The 17,738-nt window shown below is 64.5% G+C and carries 16 protein-coding genes; 5 read left to right on the top strand and 11 right to left on the bottom strand.

All coding sequences use genetic code 11. The features are described 5' to 3' along the window. Positions 1 to 69: 69 nt before the first annotated feature. On the top strand, positions 70 to 483 hold the full coding sequence (locus AC50X7_RS08055) for a hypothetical protein (protein ID WP_494978523.1): 414 nt from the start codon (positions 70 to 72) through the stop codon (positions 481 to 483). Between the two features lie 52 nt (positions 484 to 535). Beyond that, positions 536 to 781, top strand: a complete 246-nt coding sequence (locus AC50X7_RS08050; protein WP_494978522.1) for a hypothetical protein — start codon at positions 536 to 538, stop codon at positions 779 to 781. Positions 782 to 879: 98 nt separating this feature from the next. Here the strand turns inward: AC50X7_RS08050 and AC50X7_RS08045 are convergent, their stop codons facing one another. The 6 genes from AC50X7_RS08045 to AC50X7_RS08020 are packed head-to-tail and all read right to left on the bottom strand — an operon-like array spanning position 880 to position 7,392. Next, positions 880 to 1,707 (bottom strand): HpcH/HpaI aldolase family protein, encoded by an 828-nt coding sequence (locus AC50X7_RS08045; RefSeq protein ID WP_494978521.1) that lies wholly within the window; start codon positions 1,705 to 1,707, stop codon positions 880 to 882. After that, entirely contained in the window at positions 1,692 to 2,477 is a 786-nt protein-coding gene (gene hpaH / locus AC50X7_RS08040) for a 2-oxo-hept-4-ene-1,7-dioate hydratase (RefSeq protein ID WP_494978520.1), read from the bottom strand. The genes AC50X7_RS08045 and hpaH overlap by 16 nt, the downstream gene beginning before the upstream one ends. A 2-nt stretch (positions 2,478 to 2,479) precedes the next feature. Beyond that, positions 2,480 to 3,565 carry a 3,4-dihydroxyphenylacetate 2,3-dioxygenase gene (gene hpaD, locus AC50X7_RS08035; RefSeq protein WP_494978519.1) on the bottom strand — a complete coding sequence of 362 codons (1,086 nt, stop codon included), beginning with the start codon at positions 3,563 to 3,565 and terminating at the stop codon, positions 2,480 to 2,482. Positions 3,566 to 3,617: 52 nt separating this feature from the next. Continuing rightward, a complete protein-coding gene (hpaE, locus tag AC50X7_RS08030; protein WP_494978518.1) occupies positions 3,618 to 5,159 on the bottom strand; it encodes a 5-carboxymethyl-2-hydroxymuconate semialdehyde dehydrogenase in 1,542 nt (513 codons plus the stop codon). A gap of 48 nt (positions 5,160 to 5,207) precedes the next feature. Then, positions 5,208 to 5,891, bottom strand: a complete 684-nt coding sequence (locus AC50X7_RS08025; RefSeq protein WP_494978517.1) for a GntR family transcriptional regulator — start codon at positions 5,889 to 5,891, stop codon at positions 5,208 to 5,210. Continuing rightward, positions 5,884 to 7,392, bottom strand: a complete 1,509-nt coding sequence (locus AC50X7_RS08020) for a fumarylacetoacetate hydrolase family protein (protein WP_494978516.1) — start codon at positions 7,390 to 7,392, stop codon at positions 5,884 to 5,886. The genes AC50X7_RS08025 and AC50X7_RS08020 overlap by 8 nt, the downstream gene beginning before the upstream one ends. A gap of 217 nt (positions 7,393 to 7,609) precedes the next feature. Between AC50X7_RS08020 and AC50X7_RS08015 the strand changes: the two genes are divergently transcribed. Next, positions 7,610 to 9,520, top strand: coding sequence for an FAD-binding monooxygenase (locus AC50X7_RS08015; RefSeq protein ID WP_494978515.1), 1,911 nt, complete (start codon positions 7,610 to 7,612; stop codon positions 9,518 to 9,520). On the opposite strand, the gene AC50X7_RS08010 is transcribed toward AC50X7_RS08015, so the two are convergent. From AC50X7_RS08010 to AC50X7_RS07990, 5 genes are all read right to left on the bottom strand, one after another. Then, the gene (locus AC50X7_RS08010) at positions 9,502 to 10,359 is read right to left on the bottom strand and encodes a prephenate dehydratase (protein WP_494978514.1); all 858 of its coding nucleotides are present in this window, start codon (positions 10,357 to 10,359) and stop codon (positions 9,502 to 9,504) included. The two genes, AC50X7_RS08015 and AC50X7_RS08010, sit on opposite strands and share 19 nt — an antisense overlap. 38 nt (positions 10,360 to 10,397) lie before the next feature. Further along, positions 10,398 to 12,314 (bottom strand): amylosucrase, encoded by a 1,917-nt coding sequence (locus AC50X7_RS08005; protein WP_494978513.1) that lies wholly within the window; start codon positions 12,312 to 12,314, stop codon positions 10,398 to 10,400. A gap of 111 nt (positions 12,315 to 12,425) precedes the next feature. Continuing rightward, positions 12,426 to 12,632, bottom strand: coding sequence for a hypothetical protein (locus AC50X7_RS08000; RefSeq protein ID WP_494978512.1), 207 nt, complete (start codon positions 12,630 to 12,632; stop codon positions 12,426 to 12,428). Positions 12,633 to 12,669: 37 nt separating this feature from the next. Beyond that, positions 12,670 to 13,842 (bottom strand): Gfo/Idh/MocA family protein, encoded by a 1,173-nt coding sequence (locus AC50X7_RS07995; protein ID WP_494978511.1) that lies wholly within the window; start codon positions 13,840 to 13,842, stop codon positions 12,670 to 12,672. A gap of 88 nt (positions 13,843 to 13,930) precedes the next feature. After that, positions 13,931 to 14,974: a substrate-binding domain-containing protein gene (locus AC50X7_RS07990; protein ID WP_494978510.1), complete on the bottom strand. Its 1,044-nt coding sequence runs from the start codon at positions 14,972 to 14,974 to the stop codon at positions 13,931 to 13,933. Positions 14,975 to 15,128: 154 nt separating this feature from the next. Between AC50X7_RS07990 and AC50X7_RS07985 the strand changes: the two genes are divergently transcribed. Both AC50X7_RS07985 and AC50X7_RS07980 read left to right on the top strand, forming a co-directional pair. Next, complete coding sequence (locus AC50X7_RS07985; RefSeq protein ID WP_494978509.1) at positions 15,129 to 16,649, top strand: sugar ABC transporter ATP-binding protein; 1,521 nt, start codon at positions 15,129 to 15,131, stop codon at positions 16,647 to 16,649. Next, positions 16,646 to 17,698, top strand: a complete 1,053-nt coding sequence (locus AC50X7_RS07980) for an ABC transporter permease (RefSeq protein ID WP_494978508.1) — start codon at positions 16,646 to 16,648, stop codon at positions 17,696 to 17,698. Before AC50X7_RS07985 ends, AC50X7_RS07980 begins: the two co-directional genes overlap by 4 nt. Positions 17,699 to 17,738 lie beyond the last annotated feature (40 nt).

Genomic DNA, 17,738 nt, shown 5'->3' with positions numbered 1-17,738 from the left:
GCAGTTCCAAGATTCTGGGGGTTTTGATGTTTGGTACTCATTGGCGGGCGCCCAATCCGTCACGTTCTGATGGCGGGGGCACCCTGTGAGCCCGGGAATGGAAGCGGTCGCCTCCTCAGCGGCTCCCTTCCCGGCCAGTTACTGCTGGCAATCGGTCAAACCATTGTGGTGGTGTGCGTCTGCTTTGACATGGTGCGTGCGCTGTCCGTGCCGCGCTCGCATCGGCGTTACATCGCCAGCACCGTTTTCAGGACCCTTGCCATTCCGTCCGTCATTGCCAACGGCCTGACGGTCCTTATTGCTTTGGTCCTGGCGTCCTGGATCGATGTGGTGATGGGCATGTTTGTGCTGATGGCCATCATATTCCGGCTGCACCACGACAAGGATGAGGACAACTGGTGGAAGGGCAAGGGCAAGAAGCTCGCCCGCTGGGCCCGCCGCCAGTTTGCCGGACGGACCGCAGCCGCTCTTGCTATGGGGTGAGTTCGACCACCTTATTATGAGTTGTTAAAAATAAGCCCGTACAGTTAGAGCCATGACTTTCACGACCGACCGACCCGTAGCCACTGCACCCAAGACGCCTGACACGAAAAAGATTCCTCGCGGCGGCAGCTACGTCAGCCTGCCTGCCGATCGGGAGGTTGCACCCCGCGCCGAAGGCAACTACGTCTCCTTCCCCGGCGTGCTTCCCGGCAATGCCAACAAGCGGCAGGGCACCTACGTGACGCTCCACTCCGCTCCGCTGGGAGTGACAGAGATCAGCTACACCCGCGTCGGCTAGCCCGCGTGAACAACAAAGCGCCTGCCGGCCCCTTTTGGAAGGGCTCGGCAGGCGCTTTGACGTTTAAAAAGGGTTCGAGGGGCTCCACCGCGGGGGCGTCAGTAGCTGGTCGGGCTTTCGACCGGCTCAACCACCGGATCCTTCGGCACGTATGTGGCGGCGAGGGCTTCGGAGCCTCGGGCCAGGAGGGCGACGTCGGCACCTACCAGGATGAATTTGGCGCCGTTGTCCAGGTAGTGGCGGGCGGTGCCGGGGTTGAAGGCGTTGACGCCGGCGGGCTTTCCCGCTGCTTTGGCAGCGCCGAGGCAGTGCTCAACGGCGGTGCGCACTTCGGGGTGTTCCTGTTGGCCCAGCAGGCCCATGGACGCGGCGAGGTCGGAGGGTCCGACGAAGATGGCGTCGACGCCTTCGACTTTCAGGATGTCCTCTACCGACTCCACTGCCGCCGTCGATTCGATCTGGACTGTGATGCTGATGGTCTCGCCGGCCCGGGCGAGGTAGTCCGGCACCCGGTTCCAGCGGGCGGCCCTGGCCAGCGCTGAGCCGACTCCACGGACACCTTCGGGCGGGTACCTCGTGGCGGCTACTGCTGCCTCGGCTTCGGCGACGGAGTTGACCATGGGGATGAGCAGGTTCTGCACGCCGAGGTCGAGGTACTGCTTGATCACCACGGTGTCGTTCACGGGCGGGCGGACCAGGGTGTGGACGGGGTAGCCGTGGATGGCCTGGAGTTGCGCGAGGATGGATTCGAGGCCGTTGGGGCTGTGCTCGGCGTCCACCAGGAGCCAGTCCAGGCCGGACCCGGCGCAAAGCTCGGCGACCAACGGGCTGCCGGAGCACACCCACATCCCCGCCAGCGGCCGGCCTGCTACACCCTTTTGCGCAGCCAAGGCGTCGCGGAAGGTGTCCTCTATTCGAAGCGGCATGTCACGCTCCCCAAGGGCCCGTAGTCGGCGTGGACGGTATCGCCTTTGTGAACCCAGAGCGGGCGGGTAAAGGAGCCGGCCAGGATGATGTCCCCGGCCTTGAGCGAATCACCGTGAGCGGCGATCTTGTTCGCCAGCCAGTGCACCCCGTTGGCTGGGTGGTCCAGGACGCCTGCGGCGACGCCGGTTTCCTCGACGGTCTGGTTCTTGTAGAGGATGGCGGAGACCCAGCGGAGGTCGAGGGCGTCCGGCTTCACCGGGCGCCCGCCGATTACCATGGCGCCCATCGCGGCGTTGTCGGAGATGGTGTCCACGATGGTCCGGCCCTCCATTTCAATCCTCGAATCGAGGATCTCGAGGGCCGGAACCACGTAGTCGGTGGCTTTGAGGACATCGAAGATGGTGACGCCCGGGCCCTTTAAACCGTCCTTGAGCACAAACGCCAGTTCCACCTCGACCCGCGGGTGGGTGTACTGGTCCCACTGAACTGAGCAGCCGGTTTCGAGGACCATGTCGTCGAAGATGGCACCGTAATCCGGTTCGGTGATGCCGGTGGCGTCCTGCATGGCCTTGGAAGTGAGTCCGATCTTCCGTCCCACCAGGGTCCGGCCGGCTTCCTCGTTCCGGCGCCGCCACAGCTGCTGGACGGCATAGGAATCTTCCACCGTCATGTGCGGGTAGCGGGCAGTCAGGCGTGGAACCGGGGTGCGGCTCCGGCCGGCCTCCAGCAGTTCGTCGGCAATGGCCTCGATCGTCTTGGCATCCATCATGGCTACAGCTGCGCGCCGAGCTTGAAGCCCTCGGTTTCGGCGTTTTCGCCGTCGGGCTTGCGGGTGTAGGAGAAGCCGTCTGCGCCCACGGTCACGGCCATCTCCGAGGCGTCGGTGCGTTCGACGACGGGCTGGGGGTTGCCGTCAAGGTCCAGGACCAGGGAGGCCTCGGTGTACCAGGACGGGACGACGGGGTTGCCCCACCAGTCGCGGCGCTGGTTGTCGTGGACGTCCCAGGTGATGGTGGGGTTGTCGGGGTCGCCGGTGTAGTAGTCCTGGGTGTAGATCTCGATGCGGTGGCCGTCCGGGTCCAGGATGTAGAGGTAGAACGCGTTGGACACGCCGTGCCGGCCGGGGCCGCGTTCGATCCGGTCGCTGATGCGCAGGGCGCCCATCTTGTCGCAGATCTGGATGATGTTGTGCTTCTCGTGCGTGGCGAAGGCGACGTGGTGCATGCGCGGACCGTTGCCGCCGGTCAGCGCGGTATCGTGGACGGTCTGCTTGCGGTGCATCCACGCGGCGTACGTGACGCCGTCGGAATCCTTGATGTCTTCGGAGACGCGGAAGCCGAGGTCCTCGAGGTAGGCGCGGCCGCGGGGGACGTCGGGGGTGACCTGGTTGAAGTGGTCCAGGCGGACCAGTTCGCCGGCCGAGTAGAGGTCGTAGCGCTGGGTGAGGCGTTCCACGTGCTGCACGTCGTAGAAGAACTCGTACGGGAAGCCCAGCGGGTCCTCGACACGGACGGAGTCGCCGATGCCCTTGGTGAAGCCTTCCTTGCGGCGCTCCACCCGGCAGCCCAGCTCGCGGTAGTAGGCCTCGGCGGCGTCCACCTCGGCTGGGGACTTCACCCGGTAGGCGAACGCGGCGACGGCGGCGATGGGTCCCTTGCGCAGGACCAGGTTGTGGTGGATGAACTCCTCGAGGGAGCGCAGGTAGATGTTGTTCTCGTCTTCTTCGGTGACGTGCAGTCCCAGGACGTCGACGTAGAACTCGCGGGACTTGGCGAGGTCGGTGACGACGATTTCCATGTAGGCGCAGCGGACGATGTCCGGTGCCGGGACGCTGGGGGTGGGGACAAAGTTGGTCATGATGGTCTCTCTTCTTCGAGCAGGTTCTTGAGTTTGTAACGGGGGAAGGGGCTTAGCCTTCGTTGGCGGCTGAGGCTTCGATGCTGCCGAACTTGGGGGTGTGGACGGTGCCGAGGGTGATGTGGACGGCCTGCTGGTCGGTGTAGAAGTCGATGGAGCGGTAGCCGCCCTCGTGACCGAGGCCCGACGCCTTGACGCCGCCGAACGGGGTGCGCAGGTCGCGGACGTTGTGGCTGTTCAGCCACACCATGCCGGCCTCCACGTTTTGCGAGAAGTTGTGCGCGCGGGTCAGGTTCTGGGTCCAGATGTAGGCGGCCAGCCCGTAACGGGTGTTGTTCGCCAGGGCGAGTGCTTCGTCGTCATTCTCAAACGGGGTGATGGCCACGACTGGCCCGAAGATTTCCTCCTGGAAGATCCGGGCGTCGGGGGCGACATCGGCGAACACCGTGGGTGCGATGTAGTTGCCCTCGGGGAGGTGCTCCGGGCGTCCGCCGCCGGCCAGGAGCCGGCCTTCGGACTTGCCGATCTCCACGTAGGACGCCACCTTTTCGTAGTGTTCCGGGTGGACCAGGGCGCCCACCTGGGTCTTGGGGTCGTGCGGGTCGCCGACCACGATGTTTTTGGCCCGGGCGGCGTACTTCTCGCAGAACTCGTCGTAGATGGCGCGTTCCACGAGGATGCGGGAGCCGGCGGTGCAGCGTTCGCCGTTGAGGGAGAAGACCCCGAACAGGGCGGAATCGATGGCGGCGTCCAGGTCGGCGTCGGCGAACACGACGCACGGGGACTTGCCGCCGAGCTCCATGGACAGGCCCTTGAGGTTCTCGGCCGCGTTGCGGAAAATTGTCTGTCCGGTGGTGGTTTCGCCGGTGAAGGAGATCAGCGGAACGTCAGGGTGCTTGACCAGCGCGTCGCCGGCTTCCTCGCCCAGGCCGTTGACCAGGTTGAAGACGCCGTCCGGCAGGCCGGCTTCCTTGAAGATGGTGGCCCACAGTGATGCCGAGAGCGGGGTGAACTCGGCGGGCTTGAGGACCACGGTGTTGCCGGTGGCCAGGGCCGGGGCGAGCTTCCAGGATTCCAGCATAAACGGCGTGTTCCAGGGGGTGATGAGCCCTGCTACGCCGATCGGCTTGCGGTTCACGTAGTTGATCTGGGAACCGGGAACCTTCATGGCGTCGTCGAACTGGGCCACGATCAGGTCCGCGAAGAAGCGGAAGTTCTCGGCCGCGCGCAGTGCCTGGCCCTTGGCCTGGGTGATGGGCAGGCCGGTATCGAAGGTTTCGAGTTCGGCGAGGCGGGCTTCCTGTGCTTCGACGGCGTCGGCGATCCTGTTCAGGACCCGGGCCCGTTCGCGGGGCTTCATTTTCGGCCAGGGTCCGTTGACGAATGCTTCGCGGGCGGCGGTGACGGCGAGGTCGATGTCCTCTTTCTGGCCGGCCGCGGCGGTGGCGTAATTCCGGTTGGACACAGGGTCCAGGACGTCGAAGGTTTTGCCGCCCACGGAGTCAACAAATTCGCCGTTAATGAAGTGCTGGATGTGGGTGGGAAGGTCCTGCGGCACGTAGTGGCTCTTGGTCTGTTCTGCAGTGAACGTCATGGTTGTTTCCTTACTGCTCGAATGGGGTCTTTGCTTCCGGAAAGCGGGTCAGCGGTTCGTGGCCTGGCGAAGGTAAGCGTCCAAAGTGGCGGAGCGGTGCAGCCGGGCAGCCTTCTCGATCTCATCCGCGTCTGCTCCGGACTCGATGAGCTGCAGCAGCGCCTCGTGCTCGTCCACTGAATCGTGCGCGCGGCCGGGAACGAATCGGAACGTGGAGGACCTCAGCGCCGCCAGCCGGTTCCAGCCGCGGTGCACGAGATCCAGGATGTGCGGGTTGGGACAGTGCTCGAACAGAACGCTGTGGAAATCCTGGTTGAGCCGGGTGAACCTGACGGGGTCAAAGTGGTCCAGGCACTCGCGCATCTCCTCGTTCACGGCGCGGGCCCGGGCGATCGCTACCGAATCGATCAAGGGAGCCGAGAGTGCCGTGGCGGCACCCTCTACGATGCTCAGCGTCTGCATCGTGTAGAGGTATTCGGTGGGATCAATCCCGGCCACCGTGGCGCCAACGTTCCGTTCGAACTTCACCAGGCCCTCGGCCTCCAGCCGGCGGATAGCTTCCCGGACGGGGACCACACTGAATCCGAGGTCCTTGGCAATGCTGCCCAGGACCAGGCGGTACCCGGGGGTGTAGGCCCCTTCCACAATTCGGGCCTTCACTGCTTCATAGGCCTGTTGGGACTTGCTCCCGGCGGGGGGCGCCGCGGAGAGGTCCGTCACGGTCTCAGTCATCGGTTTGGCCTGCTTCCCATTCCTTATACCGTGCCTGCCACTCAGTGTTCATCGGGTAAAGGCCGTCGACGCTGTTGCCCTGCCGGACCATCTCGAAGATGAAGGTTTCTTCCTTTTCCTGGGCGATGCAGTCCTCCACCAGTTCCTCGGCGATGGCTGGCGGGATCACCAGGATGCCGTCAGAGTCCGCCACGATGATGTCACCCGGCTGCACGGTGGCGCCCCCGCAGGCGATGGTGATATCCGTATCCCAGGGGATGTGGCGGCGGCCCAGCACTGCCGGGTGCGGGTTGGCGAAGTACGTGGGCATCTCCAAACCGGCCACTGCGGTGAAGTCGCGGACCCCGCCGTCGGTAATGATCGCCGCGGCGCCACGGACCTGGGCGCGCAGGGCCAGGATGTCGCCCACCGTGCCGGTGCCCTTTTCGCCGCGGGCCTCCATGACCAGGATCTCGCCCTCGTTCACTGAGTCGATGGCGCGTTTCTGGGCATTGAAACCGCCGCCGTGGGTCTTGAAGAGGTCCTCACGGTTGGGAACGTAGCGCAAGGTCCGGGCAAGGCCAACCACGCGGCGGTCTGGGCGGGTGGCCTGCAGGCCGTCGATGCTGACGTTGTTAAGGCCGCGCTTCCGCAGCTGCGAGGACAGGGTAGCGGTGGAGACGGTCTCCAGTTTGGCTTTCAGCTCGGGGGAGAGGGCGGGACCGACGGCGGTCCCCGCCTCTGCCTTGTCGACAGCAGGCAGACCGGCGGCTGCCCGTGACCCGTACGCCTCTTCCCGCTGGAGGTCATCAACCTTGGGGCCGGCACCAAAGTCAGCGAACGGCGGGGTGCCTTCCTCCACGCGGGTGACCAGGCGGCCCGTGGTCAGGCCGCCGTCGCTGCCGTTTGAACCGATGGCACTGACCTCAACTTCCAGCACGTCGCCGGGTTCGGCCACCGACGCGCCGGCGGGGGTGCCGGTGAGGATGATGTCCCCCTCCTCCAGGGTGAGCAGCTGGGACAAGTCGGCCACCAGCCGGGCGAACGGGAAGAGTAACTCCTCAGTGGTGTCGTCCTGGACGAGCTCACCGTTGTGCCAGGTTCGGATGCGCAGCCCGGCGGGGTCGACGGCGTCTGCCGGGATCAGTGCCGGGCCCAGCGGTGTGAAGCCGTCCCCGCCTTTGGAGCGGAGGTTCGAGCCCTTGTCCGCGTAGCGGAGATCATAGATGCCCAGGTCGTTAGTGGCCGTCACGAAGGCCACGTGGCTCCAGGCATCCGCGATTCCGATGCGCCGGGCGGCCTTGCCGATGACCAAGGCGATTTCGCCTTCGTAGCCGAGCAGTTCGCACCCGGCCGGGCGTTCCACCGGGCTGCCGCTCAGCGAGAGCGACGACGACGGCTTCAGGAAGTAAGACGGCTGTGCAGGCGTGCGGCCCCGCTGCGCCGCGCGGCTGGGGTAGTTGATGTGCAGCGCAATCACCTTGCGCGCCGCTGCGAGGGTGTCTCCATTGACCTGCTCCAAACCCGCTCCTCATAAAGTACGAATCGTATACGATCACTATCGCCCGAGAACTTCCTGTGCGTCAACCCTTTGTTTCGGCGCCTTTTGAGGCTCTTGTCCACCCCGTTGCAGGTGGCGTACAGTGTTGCTCCAACAGCAGCTTCTTCTAATATGGAAACCCAAGTTCTATTATCGAACACTTTCCGCCGAAGAGCCACACAACGAAGTGAGGGATCCCGTGCAGTTTCACCACCACGGTTACGTATCCGGAGACCCGCGGGTAAAGCCGGTAGCCGGCGTCGGCCTCAACCGGCCTGAGGAGCTCCCCGACCAGGTTGACGTGCTGATCGTTGGAACCGGCCCGGCGGGCATGCTCGCCGCCGCGCAGCTTTCGATGTTCCCGGCTGTCAGCACGCGGATTATCGAGCGCCGTCCGGGACGCCTCGCCATCGGCCAGGCTGACGGCATCCAGGCACGGAGCGTCGAGACCTTCCAGGCCTTCGGGTTCGCGGAGCGAATCATCGCCGAGGCCTACCGCATCACCGAGATGGCGTTCTGGAAGCCGGACCCCGCCAACCGCGCGAACATCATCCGGACTGCCCGGGCCGTGGATGACGAAATGGGCATCAGCGAGTTCCCGCACCTCATCGTCAACCAGGCCCGCGTGCTGGACTATTTCGCCGAATTTGCCGCCAATTCCCCCACCCGGCTGAAGCCGGACTTTGGCTACGAGTTCCAATCCCTCAGCCTCGCGGACGACGGCGAGTACCCCGTCACCGTGACACTTCTGCACACCGCCGGTCCTAACGAAGGGCAGGAGCGCATTGTCAGGGCCAAGTACGTGGTGGGTGCCGACGGCGCCCGCAGCAAGGTGCGCGAGGCCATTGGCTGCCATCTTGCCGGAGACCAGGCCAACCACGCCTGGGGCGTGATGGATACCCTCGCCGTCACCGACTTCCCCGATATCCGCACCAAGTGCGCCATCCAAGGTGAAAAGGGCAGCATCCTGCTGATCCCGCGCGAAGGTGGCCACCTCTTCCGCATGTACGTTGACCTCGGCGAAGTGGACCCCCTCAACAAGGGCGCGGTCCGCAACACCACCATCGAGCAGATCATCCATCAAGCCAATGAGATCCTCCACCCCTACACACTCGACGTGCGGAACGTTGCGTGGCACAGCGTCTATGAGGTGGGGCACCGGCTCACAGACAGGTTCGACGACGTCCTGCCGGAGGAACGCGGGACACGGACCCCGCGCGTCTTCATCACCGGCGACGCGTGCCACACGCACAGCGCCAAGGCCGGCCAGGGGATGAACGTTTCCATGCAGGATGGTTTCAACATTGCCTGGAAACTCGGGCACGTGCTGGAAGGCCGCAGCCCGGAAAGCCTGCTGTCCACCTACTCGGCCGAACGCCAAGTGGTGGCCAAAAACCTCATCGACTTCGACAAGGAATGGTCCACCATGATGGCCAAGAAGCCCGAGGAGTTCGAGCACCCCTCGGACCTTGAGGACTTCTACGTGCGCACTGCCGAGTTCCCGGCCGGGTTTATGACCGAGTATGCACCGTCGATGCTGGTGGCCCCCGCGAAGCACCAGGACCTGGCCACCGGTTTCCCGGTGGGCAAGCGTTTCAAGTCGGCGCCCGTGGTACGGGTGGGCGACACCAACCCGCTGCACCTCGGGCACCATGCCACGGCGGACGGCCGGTGGCGCATCTACGTCTTTGCCGACGCGGCCCAGGCAGGTGCGCAGTCAGGGGTGGCGCACTTCGCCCAGTGGATTGCGAACTCGCCGGAATCACCGCTGGCCGCGACGCCGTCGGACGCTGATCCTGACGCCTGGTTCGACGTCAAGGTGATCTACCAGCAACCGCACACCGCCGTGGACATCGGCGCCGTCCCCGGGGTCTTCAAGCCGCAGGTGGGCCCGTTCAAGCTGACCGACTACGAGAAGGTGTACGCCACCGACCCTGCCGCGGACATCTTTGAACTGCGCGGCCTGGACCGTGGCGGCGTGGTGGTGGTGGTACGCCCGGACCAGTACGTGGCGAACGTGCTGCCCCTGACGGCGACGGCTGAGTTGGGGAAGTTTTTCGCACCCCTGCTGAAGCCGCACCAGACGGCAGGTCAGCCGCTGACGGTCTGACGCGTCCTGTACCCGGCAGCTGAATACACGCCGAGGACACGTACTTCGGTGGTGAAGAAGTCCAGTTCCTCGAGGGCCAGCTTCAGCGGCAGGTCCTCGGGGTGGCCTTCGACGTCGGCCATAAACATGGTGGCGGCGAACTCGTTGCCCACCATGTAGCTTTCCAGGCGCGTCATGTTCACGCCGTTCGTGGCAAACCCGCCCAGCGCCTTGAAGAGCGCGGACGGGACGTTCCGGACGCGGAACACAAAGCTGGTCACTGCCGGTCCGGGCAGTTCGTTCCGGGCCGGCAGTTCTGTTTCCCGCGCCAGGACCACAAAGCGGGTGGTGTTGGAGGGGTCGTCCTCCACGCGGGAGGCCAGCACTTCCAGGCCGTAAATCTGCGCGGCCAGCGGGGGAGCGAGGGACAGCTTGCGGGGATCGTTCCACTCGCTGACCTCCCGCGCTGAGCCAGCGGTGTCACCGGCGATCACGGGCCTGAGTCCGTGATCGCGGATGAGGCGCCGGCACTGGCCCAGGGCGTGGATGTGGCTGTGGACTTCGGTGGCGTCCTCGATGGTGCTGCCCGGGACGCCCAGCAGGTCGAAGTGGATGGGCAGGAAGAACTCGCCCACGATCTGCAGGTTGGACTGGGGCAGCAGGATGTGGATGTCCGCAACCCGGCCGGCGATCGAATTCTCGATGGGGATCATGGCCAGGTCCGCCTCACCGCTGGACACCAGTTCGAAGGCATCCTCAAAGCTCGCGCAGGGCACGCTTTCCAGTGCTGGGAACATTTGTTTGCACGCGATATTGGAGTTGGCGCCGGGCTCACCCTGGTACGCAATCTTTTGGGCCATGGTCCGTATGCTTTCACGCCGCGCGGCTGCGGACCCAATTACAGGCTGGGGGTGACGCGCAGCCAGACGTATTGGCGCGGAAGGAGCGTGACGCCCTCATCCAGCTGCAGTTCGGCTTCAGAGAGGAGGTCGACGGCGGCTGCCGAGTACCCGGCAAAGGTTTCGGCGAGCAGGGTCTGGGGTTGGTCGCTGAAGTTGGCCAGCGCCAGGACCATGGATCTCTTGCCTGCCGGGCCGCTGCTGCCCGGCCGCTGGTACGCCAGGACGCCGCGGTTGTTGGTTTGGAAGCCGATCAGCCGGGTGCCTGCCAGCTCAGGCGTGCCGGCCCGGACCTGGACCATCCGTTTCAGGCCGGCGTAGACGGCACCTTCGGGGGTGGACGGGTCCAGGCGGTGCTCGTACTGCTCTTCCGGGAAGTAGGGCCGGTGCACCCAGCGGCTGTCGGTCTCGTGGCCCGCTTCCCGGTCGAATCCGTAGTCGTTGACCTGGCCAACCTCATCGCCGAGGTACAGCAGGGGGATACCGCCGGTGCTGAAGGCAACCGAGTGGGCCAGGAGGATCCGCTCCACCGCCTCCGCCGGGTCAACCTCCATCCCGCACAGCGACGCCGTCGTCCCTGAAATCCTGCAGTCACCGGTCTTCGGATTGTCCTGGAAGGGAACGCCGCGGGCAAAGCTGCCGGGGAAGCGGTTGACGAAGAAGGAGTTAAGGAAGCGGCGGTGGTCAAAGCCGTTGATTCCGAGTTCGTCTGCGTCTTCATCCGCGAACGTCCAGCCGATGTCATCGTGGCTGCGGACGTAGTTCACCCAGGAAGTTCCCTCGGGGATGTTGTGCCGGCGCTCCAGTGCCTGTGCCAGCAGCGAGACGTCGCGTGTAGCCAGGGACTCCCAGATTAACGCCATCTGCAGCGGGTTGTAGGAGATCTGGCATTCCGCGGGGTCGATATAGAGCGCCACCTCGTCCGGGTGCACGATGGCTTCGGACTTGAACAGCAGCGACGGCGCGGCGAGCCGGCACACGGCGTTGAAGGCCTGGAGCAGGGTGTGCGCTTCCGGGAGGTTTTCGCACGGGGTACCAAGCTCCTTCCAGATGAAGGCCACGGCGTCCATGCGGAGGATCTCCACGCCCTGGTTCGCCAGGAACAGCATCTCACCGGCCATCGCCCGGAAAACGTCCGGGTTGGAGTAGTTCAGGTCCCACTGGTAGGTGTGGAAAGTGGCCCAGACCCAGCGGCCGTCCTCCATCTGGATAAAGGACCCCGCATGGTTCTCGGGAAAGATCTCGCGCACGTTCTGTTCGAAGGCGTCCGGCATGGTGCGGTCCGGGAAAATCCAGTAGTAATCGCTGTACTCTGGATCACCCTGGGCCGCGCGCCGGGCCCACTCGTGCTCGTCTGATGTGTGGTTGAAGATGAAGTCCACCACCAGGCTGATGCCGTTGGCCCTCAGCTCGGCGGCCAGTGACTGCAGCTGTTCCATGGTGCCCAGCTTCGGGTTCACTTCACGGTAGCTGGAGACAGCGTAGCCGCCGTCCGAGTGCGGTTCGGGCGCCAGGAACAGCGGCATGAGGTGCAGGTAGGTGAGGCCGAGCTCCTTAAAGTACGGGATGCGGCTGCGGACGCCCTCCAGGCTTTCCGCGTACCGGTCCACGTAGCAGACCCCGCCCAGCATGTCGTTGGACAGGAACCAGCCGCTGTTCGCCGCCCGCTCGGCGTCGACGGCCTTCAGCTCTGCCGGGCGGTCCTGCCAGGAGCGGGCGCTCTGCAGGACCAGCGCGGTCAGCTGGTCCAGCCAGTCGGACCGGGCGCCGTACAGGGAGTAAAAGAGGCGGCAAAGGTCGGGAAAGTGCCGCTGGAGCCGTTGGTTGAAGTCAGCTCCTGCGTTGAGGTCCGCTCCTGCAAGGGCGCGGACGACATGCTGCCGGGCCGCTTCGTCCAGGCTGGCGAATTCCTGCATCCCAACTACCCCTTCCGGCTCCGCCGGCACCTCCGGCAGGAATTTTGTTATCGGAGTATCGCACGTCGCAGGGCCGGGGATGCGGACGACGGCGGCCAGTTGGCCATGAGGCTAAAAAGTGGCGAGGGCGCTGTAGAACGCGCGCAGCACGTTCATTGGCTGTCCGTCTGCTTCCGGGGACTGGACGTGGAACTGGGGGAGCGGTGCTCCGGCCAACCGCCGTGGCCTGCCCCAGCCCTCCGGCCGGTACCGTGTCCAGGCCGGCCTCGAGGGCTTGGCGGGCGGGTTGGTGCTGTACTGACGCGGTGGGATGGGCATCTTCGATCCCTCACTGACGCAGGCTGGAGGCGTTCGCCTATATGGTTTTCGTCCAGATGCTGTCGGCTTCTGCACTGCGTTCCACAGCGTTCAGTACCCTTTGCACCTGCAGTCCGTCGGCGAAGGACGGCTCCGGCTGACGGCCCTCAGCGATGGCTTCAACGAAGTCCTTTGCTTGGTGCGCGAAGCCGTGCTCGTAGCCAAGGGTGTGTCCTGCAGGCCACCAGGCAGACAAGTAGGGGTGACCCGGTTCGGTAACCATGATGTCGGTAAAACCCTGGCGGGTGTCGGGCGCGGTTGCATCGTAGAAGCCGAGAGAGTTCATGTTCTCCAGGTCGAAGGAAATGGCGCCGGCGGAGCCGGCAACTTCGATTCGCAGCGCGTTTTTGCGGCCGGTGGACATTCGTGTCGCTTCAAACGAACCCACTGCGCCGCCGTCGAAGCGCCCGGTGAAAAGGGCGAGATCGTCTACGCTGACGTTGCCGCGCCCCGGTGCGGCGGTGCCCGCCGGGCCTGATGCCCAGCCGGGAAGCGGCCGCTCGTGGACAAAGGTGTTCAGGATGCCGCTGACTCCCGTGATCTTCTGGCCGGTGATGAACTGGGAAAGATCCACCGCGTGGGCGCCAAGGTCTCCGAGCGCTCCGGATCCGGCATGCTCTTTTTGCAGACGCCACGTCAGCGGCGCCTCCGCGTCAACCAGCCAATCCTGCAGGTAGGCGGCACGAACCTGCCGGACTTCGCCAATCGCCCCGGACTGGACCAAGTCCCTTGCGAAGGCTGCAGCGGGAACGCGGCGGTAGGTGAAGCCGACCATCGCGAGGACGTCTTTGCCGGCACGGTCCGCGGCGGCAGCCATTGCTTCAGCTTCTTCCAGGGTGTTTGCCAGCGGCTTCTCGCACAGGACGTGCTTGCCCGCCTCCAGTGCAGCAATTGCGATCTCGGCATGGGAGCCGCCGGGCGTGACAATGTCGATTACGTCAATATCGTCGCGGGCAATGGCTGCCCGCCAATCGGTGTGAGTCTCTTCCCAACCCCAGCTCCTCGCCGCTGCCTCCACGCCGCGGGCATTGCGTCCCACCAGCAGGGTCATTTCCGGCCGGGCCGGCAGATCATAGAACCGCGGCGCGACCCGCCATCCCTGAGAATGGGCAGCGCCCATAAATCCGTGTCCGATCAGGGCAACCTTCAGGGGTGGTACGTCGTTCAGCATGTTTCCTCTTTGTCCGGCGGCAGTAAATAGTGGTTGGAACAAGGTGGGGCGCCCTTGCCAGCGGCAGGGCGCCCCACCTGACACGGTCCTACGATTCGAAAGCTGTCGGCAGGTACTGGTCGACGTTCTCGCTGGTGACAACCGGGGCGTTCAGAACGATGCGCTTCGGGACTTCCACTTCCACGAGATCGCTCATGGCCTTTTTCTGTGAGATCAGGCGAGCGAGGCGGACTCCGTCCGCGGCCTGGGTCGAGGGGTAGATGACGGTGGCTTTCAGGACGCTCTCACCGGACTGGATCTCACGCATGGCGTTGGCAGAGCCGGCACCACCGACCATAAAGAAGTCCTTGCGGCCGGCGTTGTCGATGGCCGCGAGGACGCCTACGCCCTGGTCGTCGTCGTGGTTCCACAGCGCATCGATCTTCGGAGCGGCAGAAAGGAGCTGGGACGTGGCCGCTTCTCCGCCCTGGACTGTGAAGTCAGCTGCAACGCGGTTGTCCACATTGAGGCCGCAGGTTTCCAGCGAATCCTTAAAGCCCTTGCTTCGGTCCTGCGTCAGCGGCAACGAGTCGATGCCGGCGATCTCGGCGACCACTGCATCCTTCTTGTCTTTGAGCTGCTCGCAGACGTAGGTGCCCGCGCTGACCCCCATGCCGTAGTTGTCGCCCAGGATAGTGGCGCGAGCCGCTGCGGGGCTTGAGAATTCGCGGTCAACGTTGATGACTGGAATGCCGGCTTCCATGGCCTGGGTGGCAACCGGTGTGAGGGCAGCGCCGTCGGTGGGAAGCAGCACGATGGCGTCCACGCGGTCGTTGATGAACTGCTCTACCTGGCTGATCTGCAGGTTGGCGTCGTTGGTTCCTTCAGCCACCCGCAGGTCGACGTCGCCGTACTTCTTCGCCTCGGCGATAGCGGCGGAGTTGATGGCGCCCAGCCAGCCGTGGTCTGCAGCGGGGCCGGAGAAGCCGATGACAACCTTGTCACCCTGGGCCTCATTGCCTTCCACCGATGCATTGGTGGGCTGGGTGTTGGTACCGCCCCCGCCTTCTGTACACCCGGTAACAAGGGCGCCGACAGCAAGAAAGGCAGCGGTGGTGACGAGCAACTTCCGGCCCGTACGAACTGCAAGCATGTGTATCTCCTCAGTGAGTTAAGTGCGTCTTCGCGTGGTGCAGCATGCTCTTTTTATGCCCGCTACTTTGCGTGACTGCCCTCACAATAACAGAAGATTGTAGGAAATCGACGACTTTATACCGATCGCCGACATAATGTGTTAGGTTCATCGCATGTTCGAAGAAGATCAGCCACGGCCGTTGCTCGAAGTTCGGGGACTCACCAAGCGCTTTGCTGGCGTCCAGGCGCTGAAAGGCGTCGATCTGCAGGTACTTCCGGGAGAAGTCCACTGCGTTATGGGCCAGAACGGAGCGGGCAAATCCACCCTTATCAAGACACTCTCAGGCGTCCATCAGCCTGACAGCGGAGAGATCCGCTGGGAGGGCAAGGAGATTTCCCTCCCCCGTCCCACTGCAGCGCTCGACCTGGGCATTGCGACCATGTACCAGGAGCTCGACGTCGTCGATGGGCTTTCCGTTGCCGAGAACATTTTTCTTGGCCACGAACGTGCCACCGGCGGCGTCCTCCACGTAAAGAAGGCGAACGCGATTGCGCGTACCCTCCTGAAACGGCTCGGACACGGCAGCCTTTCGCCGTCCACTGAAGTAGGCACGTTGTCCGCCGCCAACAAACAGATCGTCAGCATGGCGCGGGCCTTGTCACGCGATACAAAGCTGATCATCATGGATGAGCCCAGCGCAATCCTCGACTCCGGTGAGGTCTCCAACCTGTTCCGCGTGGTTCGCGAGCTCACCGCCCAAGGCATCGCCGTCGTCTACATTTCACACCGGCTCGAAGAGATCCGGCAGATCGGCGACCGCATCTCAGTGATCAAGGACGGGCGCAGCACTGCAAACGGCCTCAGCGTCACGGATACGCCCAAGTCGGAACTGATCCGCCTGATGACAGGCAGGGACGTCGCGAACGTATTTCCGGAGCGGAAGCCCATCCCTGCGGATGCCCCCGTGGTGCTCGATGTGGCCAACCTTGAGCTTTCCGGGCACTTCGAGAAAGTCAGCTTCACGGTCCGCGCCGGCGAGACCCTCGGTTTCGCCGGACTGGTGGGATCCAAGCGCTCCGAGATCCTTGAGACCATTTATGGTGCCAGGAAGTCCTCGTCGGGCCGCGTCTCCGTGAACGGCAAGGTCCTCAGGCCGGGATCGGTCACGTCCGCCGTCAACGCCGGAATCGGCCTTTCGCCGGAGGAACGCAAAAGCCAGGGCCTCATCCTGGACGAGCCCGTGTTCAAGAACGTCACTCTTTCAACCTTTGAGCGTTTCGCCCGGGCCGGGCACCTGAACGAAGAGGCCGAGCGTGACGCCGCGCGGGAGCAGATCGCCGCACTGGAGCTTCGACCGGCGGATCCCGACCGGCCCGCACGGACCCTTTCGGGCGGTAATCAGCAAAAGATCCTCCTCGCCCGCTGGCTGGTGCACGGAACCCCTGTACTCCTGCTGGATGAACCCACGCGCGGCGTGGACGTGGGTGCACGGTCCGAAATTTACGCACTCATCCGCAGACTCGCGGCCGCCGGAACGGCGATGATCGTCATCTCCAGCGAAATCGAAGAAGTCCTGGGCCTCGCCGACAACGTGCTCGTCATCGACGATGGCAAGGTCCTCACCCAAACCAATGCAAGCGATCTAGACGAGCACGGAGTGCTCGACCTCGTTATGAAGGGAAGTGCCGCGTGAGCGAGCAGAATACCAAGGTGGCTGAACCGCGTATCGACGCGCCGGCTGACCACAGCACCACCAAGGCCAACCCCCTGCGGAACTTTCTGAGCGGTTCCACGGGCCGGAGCCTGGGACTGGTCATCGCGCTCGCGCTGCTCGTCGTAGTGGGTGCAGTCACCAGTGGGGACCGGTTCCTCAACCTCGAGAACATGCTCACCATCCTTCGGCTCGCCTCGATCATCGGGGTGATCAGCATCGGCATCACCTTCGTTATCACCGCGGGCGGCATTGACCTCTCCGTCGGATCGGTCATGGGCCTGACCTCAGTCGTCGCCACCCTGGCCAGCGTCCAGTTGACCGCCACGCAGTCATCGTGGCTCCTGATCGTAGTGGTGGCGCTCGGGGTGGGCCTCGTTGCCGGCCTGATCAACGGACTCGTGATCGCGTACGGCAACGTCGTCGCCTTTATGGCCACCCTGGCCATGTTGGTGGGCGCCCGCGGCCTTGCCGAGCTCATTTCCGGCCGCAGCACCCAGATCGTCAGCAACCGGGACTTCCTGAGGGTCATGCGCTCTGACTTTCTGGGCATTCCGATCCTGATCTGGATCTTCGTCATCGTCGCAATAGCAGGATGGTTCCTCCTGAACCGCACTACCTTCGGCCGGCGCACCATCGCCATCGGCGGAAACCTTGAGGCGTCCCGCCTGGCAGGCATCAAGGTCAAGCGCCACCTCGTCTCCCTCTACGTCCTGGCCGGCCTCGCCGCCGGCATCGCCGGCATCATGATGCTCGGCCGCACCACCGCGGGAACCTCAACGCACGGCCTCCTCTACGAACTTGACGCGATTGCCGCCGTCGTTGTCGGCGGCACGCTGCTCATCGGCGGGCGCGGCACCATCATGGGCACCGTCCTCGGCGTGCTGATCTTTGCCACCCTGACCAACGTCTTTACCCAGAACAACCTCGACACCTCCGTCCAGTCGCTCGCCAAGGGCCTGATCATTGTCGTCGCAGTTCTCCTGCAGCAGCGCTTCGCCACCCGGAGTCCGCGCAAGATCAAAAGCTAAGTCGCCGGAGGGCGGGCATAGGGCGCTCCCGGCAATCCCG

Source organism: Pseudarthrobacter sp. Hb11, from assembly GCF_059383655.1.
This window is presented reverse-complemented; position numbering and strand designations above follow the sequence as displayed.

Excerpts from the sequence above, each read along its gene's own strand:
- AC50X7_RS08055 (WP_494978523.1), top strand. The coding sequence starts at position 70 with ATGGCGGGGGCACCCTGTGAGCCCGGGAATGGAAGCGGTCGCCTCCTC.
- AC50X7_RS08050 (WP_494978522.1), top strand. The coding sequence starts at position 536 with ATGACTTTCACGACCGACCGACCCGTAGCCACTGCACCCAAGACGCCT.
- AC50X7_RS08045 (WP_494978521.1), bottom strand. The coding sequence starts at position 1,707 with ATGCCGCTTCGAATAGAGGACACCTTCCGCGACGCCTTGGCTGCGCAA.
- hpaH (WP_494978520.1), bottom strand. The coding sequence starts at position 2,477 with ATGATGGATGCCAAGACGATCGAGGCCATTGCCGACGAACTGCTGGAG.
- hpaD (WP_494978519.1), bottom strand. The coding sequence starts at position 3,565 with ATGACCAACTTTGTCCCCACCCCCAGCGTCCCGGCACCGGACATCGTC.
- hpaE (WP_494978518.1), bottom strand. The coding sequence starts at position 5,159 with ATGACGTTCACTGCAGAACAGACCAAGAGCCACTACGTGCCGCAGGAC.
- AC50X7_RS08025 (WP_494978517.1), bottom strand. The coding sequence starts at position 5,891 with ATGACTGAGACCGTGACGGACCTCTCCGCGGCGCCCCCCGCCGGGAGC.
- AC50X7_RS08010 (WP_494978514.1), bottom strand. The coding sequence starts at position 10,359 with ATGGCCCAAAAGATTGCGTACCAGGGTGAGCCCGGCGCCAACTCCAAT.
- AC50X7_RS08005 (WP_494978513.1), bottom strand. The coding sequence starts at position 12,314 with ATGCAGGAATTCGCCAGCCTGGACGAAGCGGCCCGGCAGCATGTCGTC.
- AC50X7_RS08000 (WP_494978512.1), bottom strand. The coding sequence starts at position 12,632 with ATGCCCATCCCACCGCGTCAGTACAGCACCAACCCGCCCGCCAAGCCC.
- AC50X7_RS07995 (WP_494978511.1), bottom strand. The coding sequence starts at position 13,842 with ATGCTGAACGACGTACCACCCCTGAAGGTTGCCCTGATCGGACACGGA.
- AC50X7_RS07990 (WP_494978510.1), bottom strand. The coding sequence starts at position 14,974 with ATGCTTGCAGTTCGTACGGGCCGGAAGTTGCTCGTCACCACCGCTGCC.
- AC50X7_RS07985 (WP_494978509.1), top strand. The coding sequence starts at position 15,129 with ATGTTCGAAGAAGATCAGCCACGGCCGTTGCTCGAAGTTCGGGGACTC.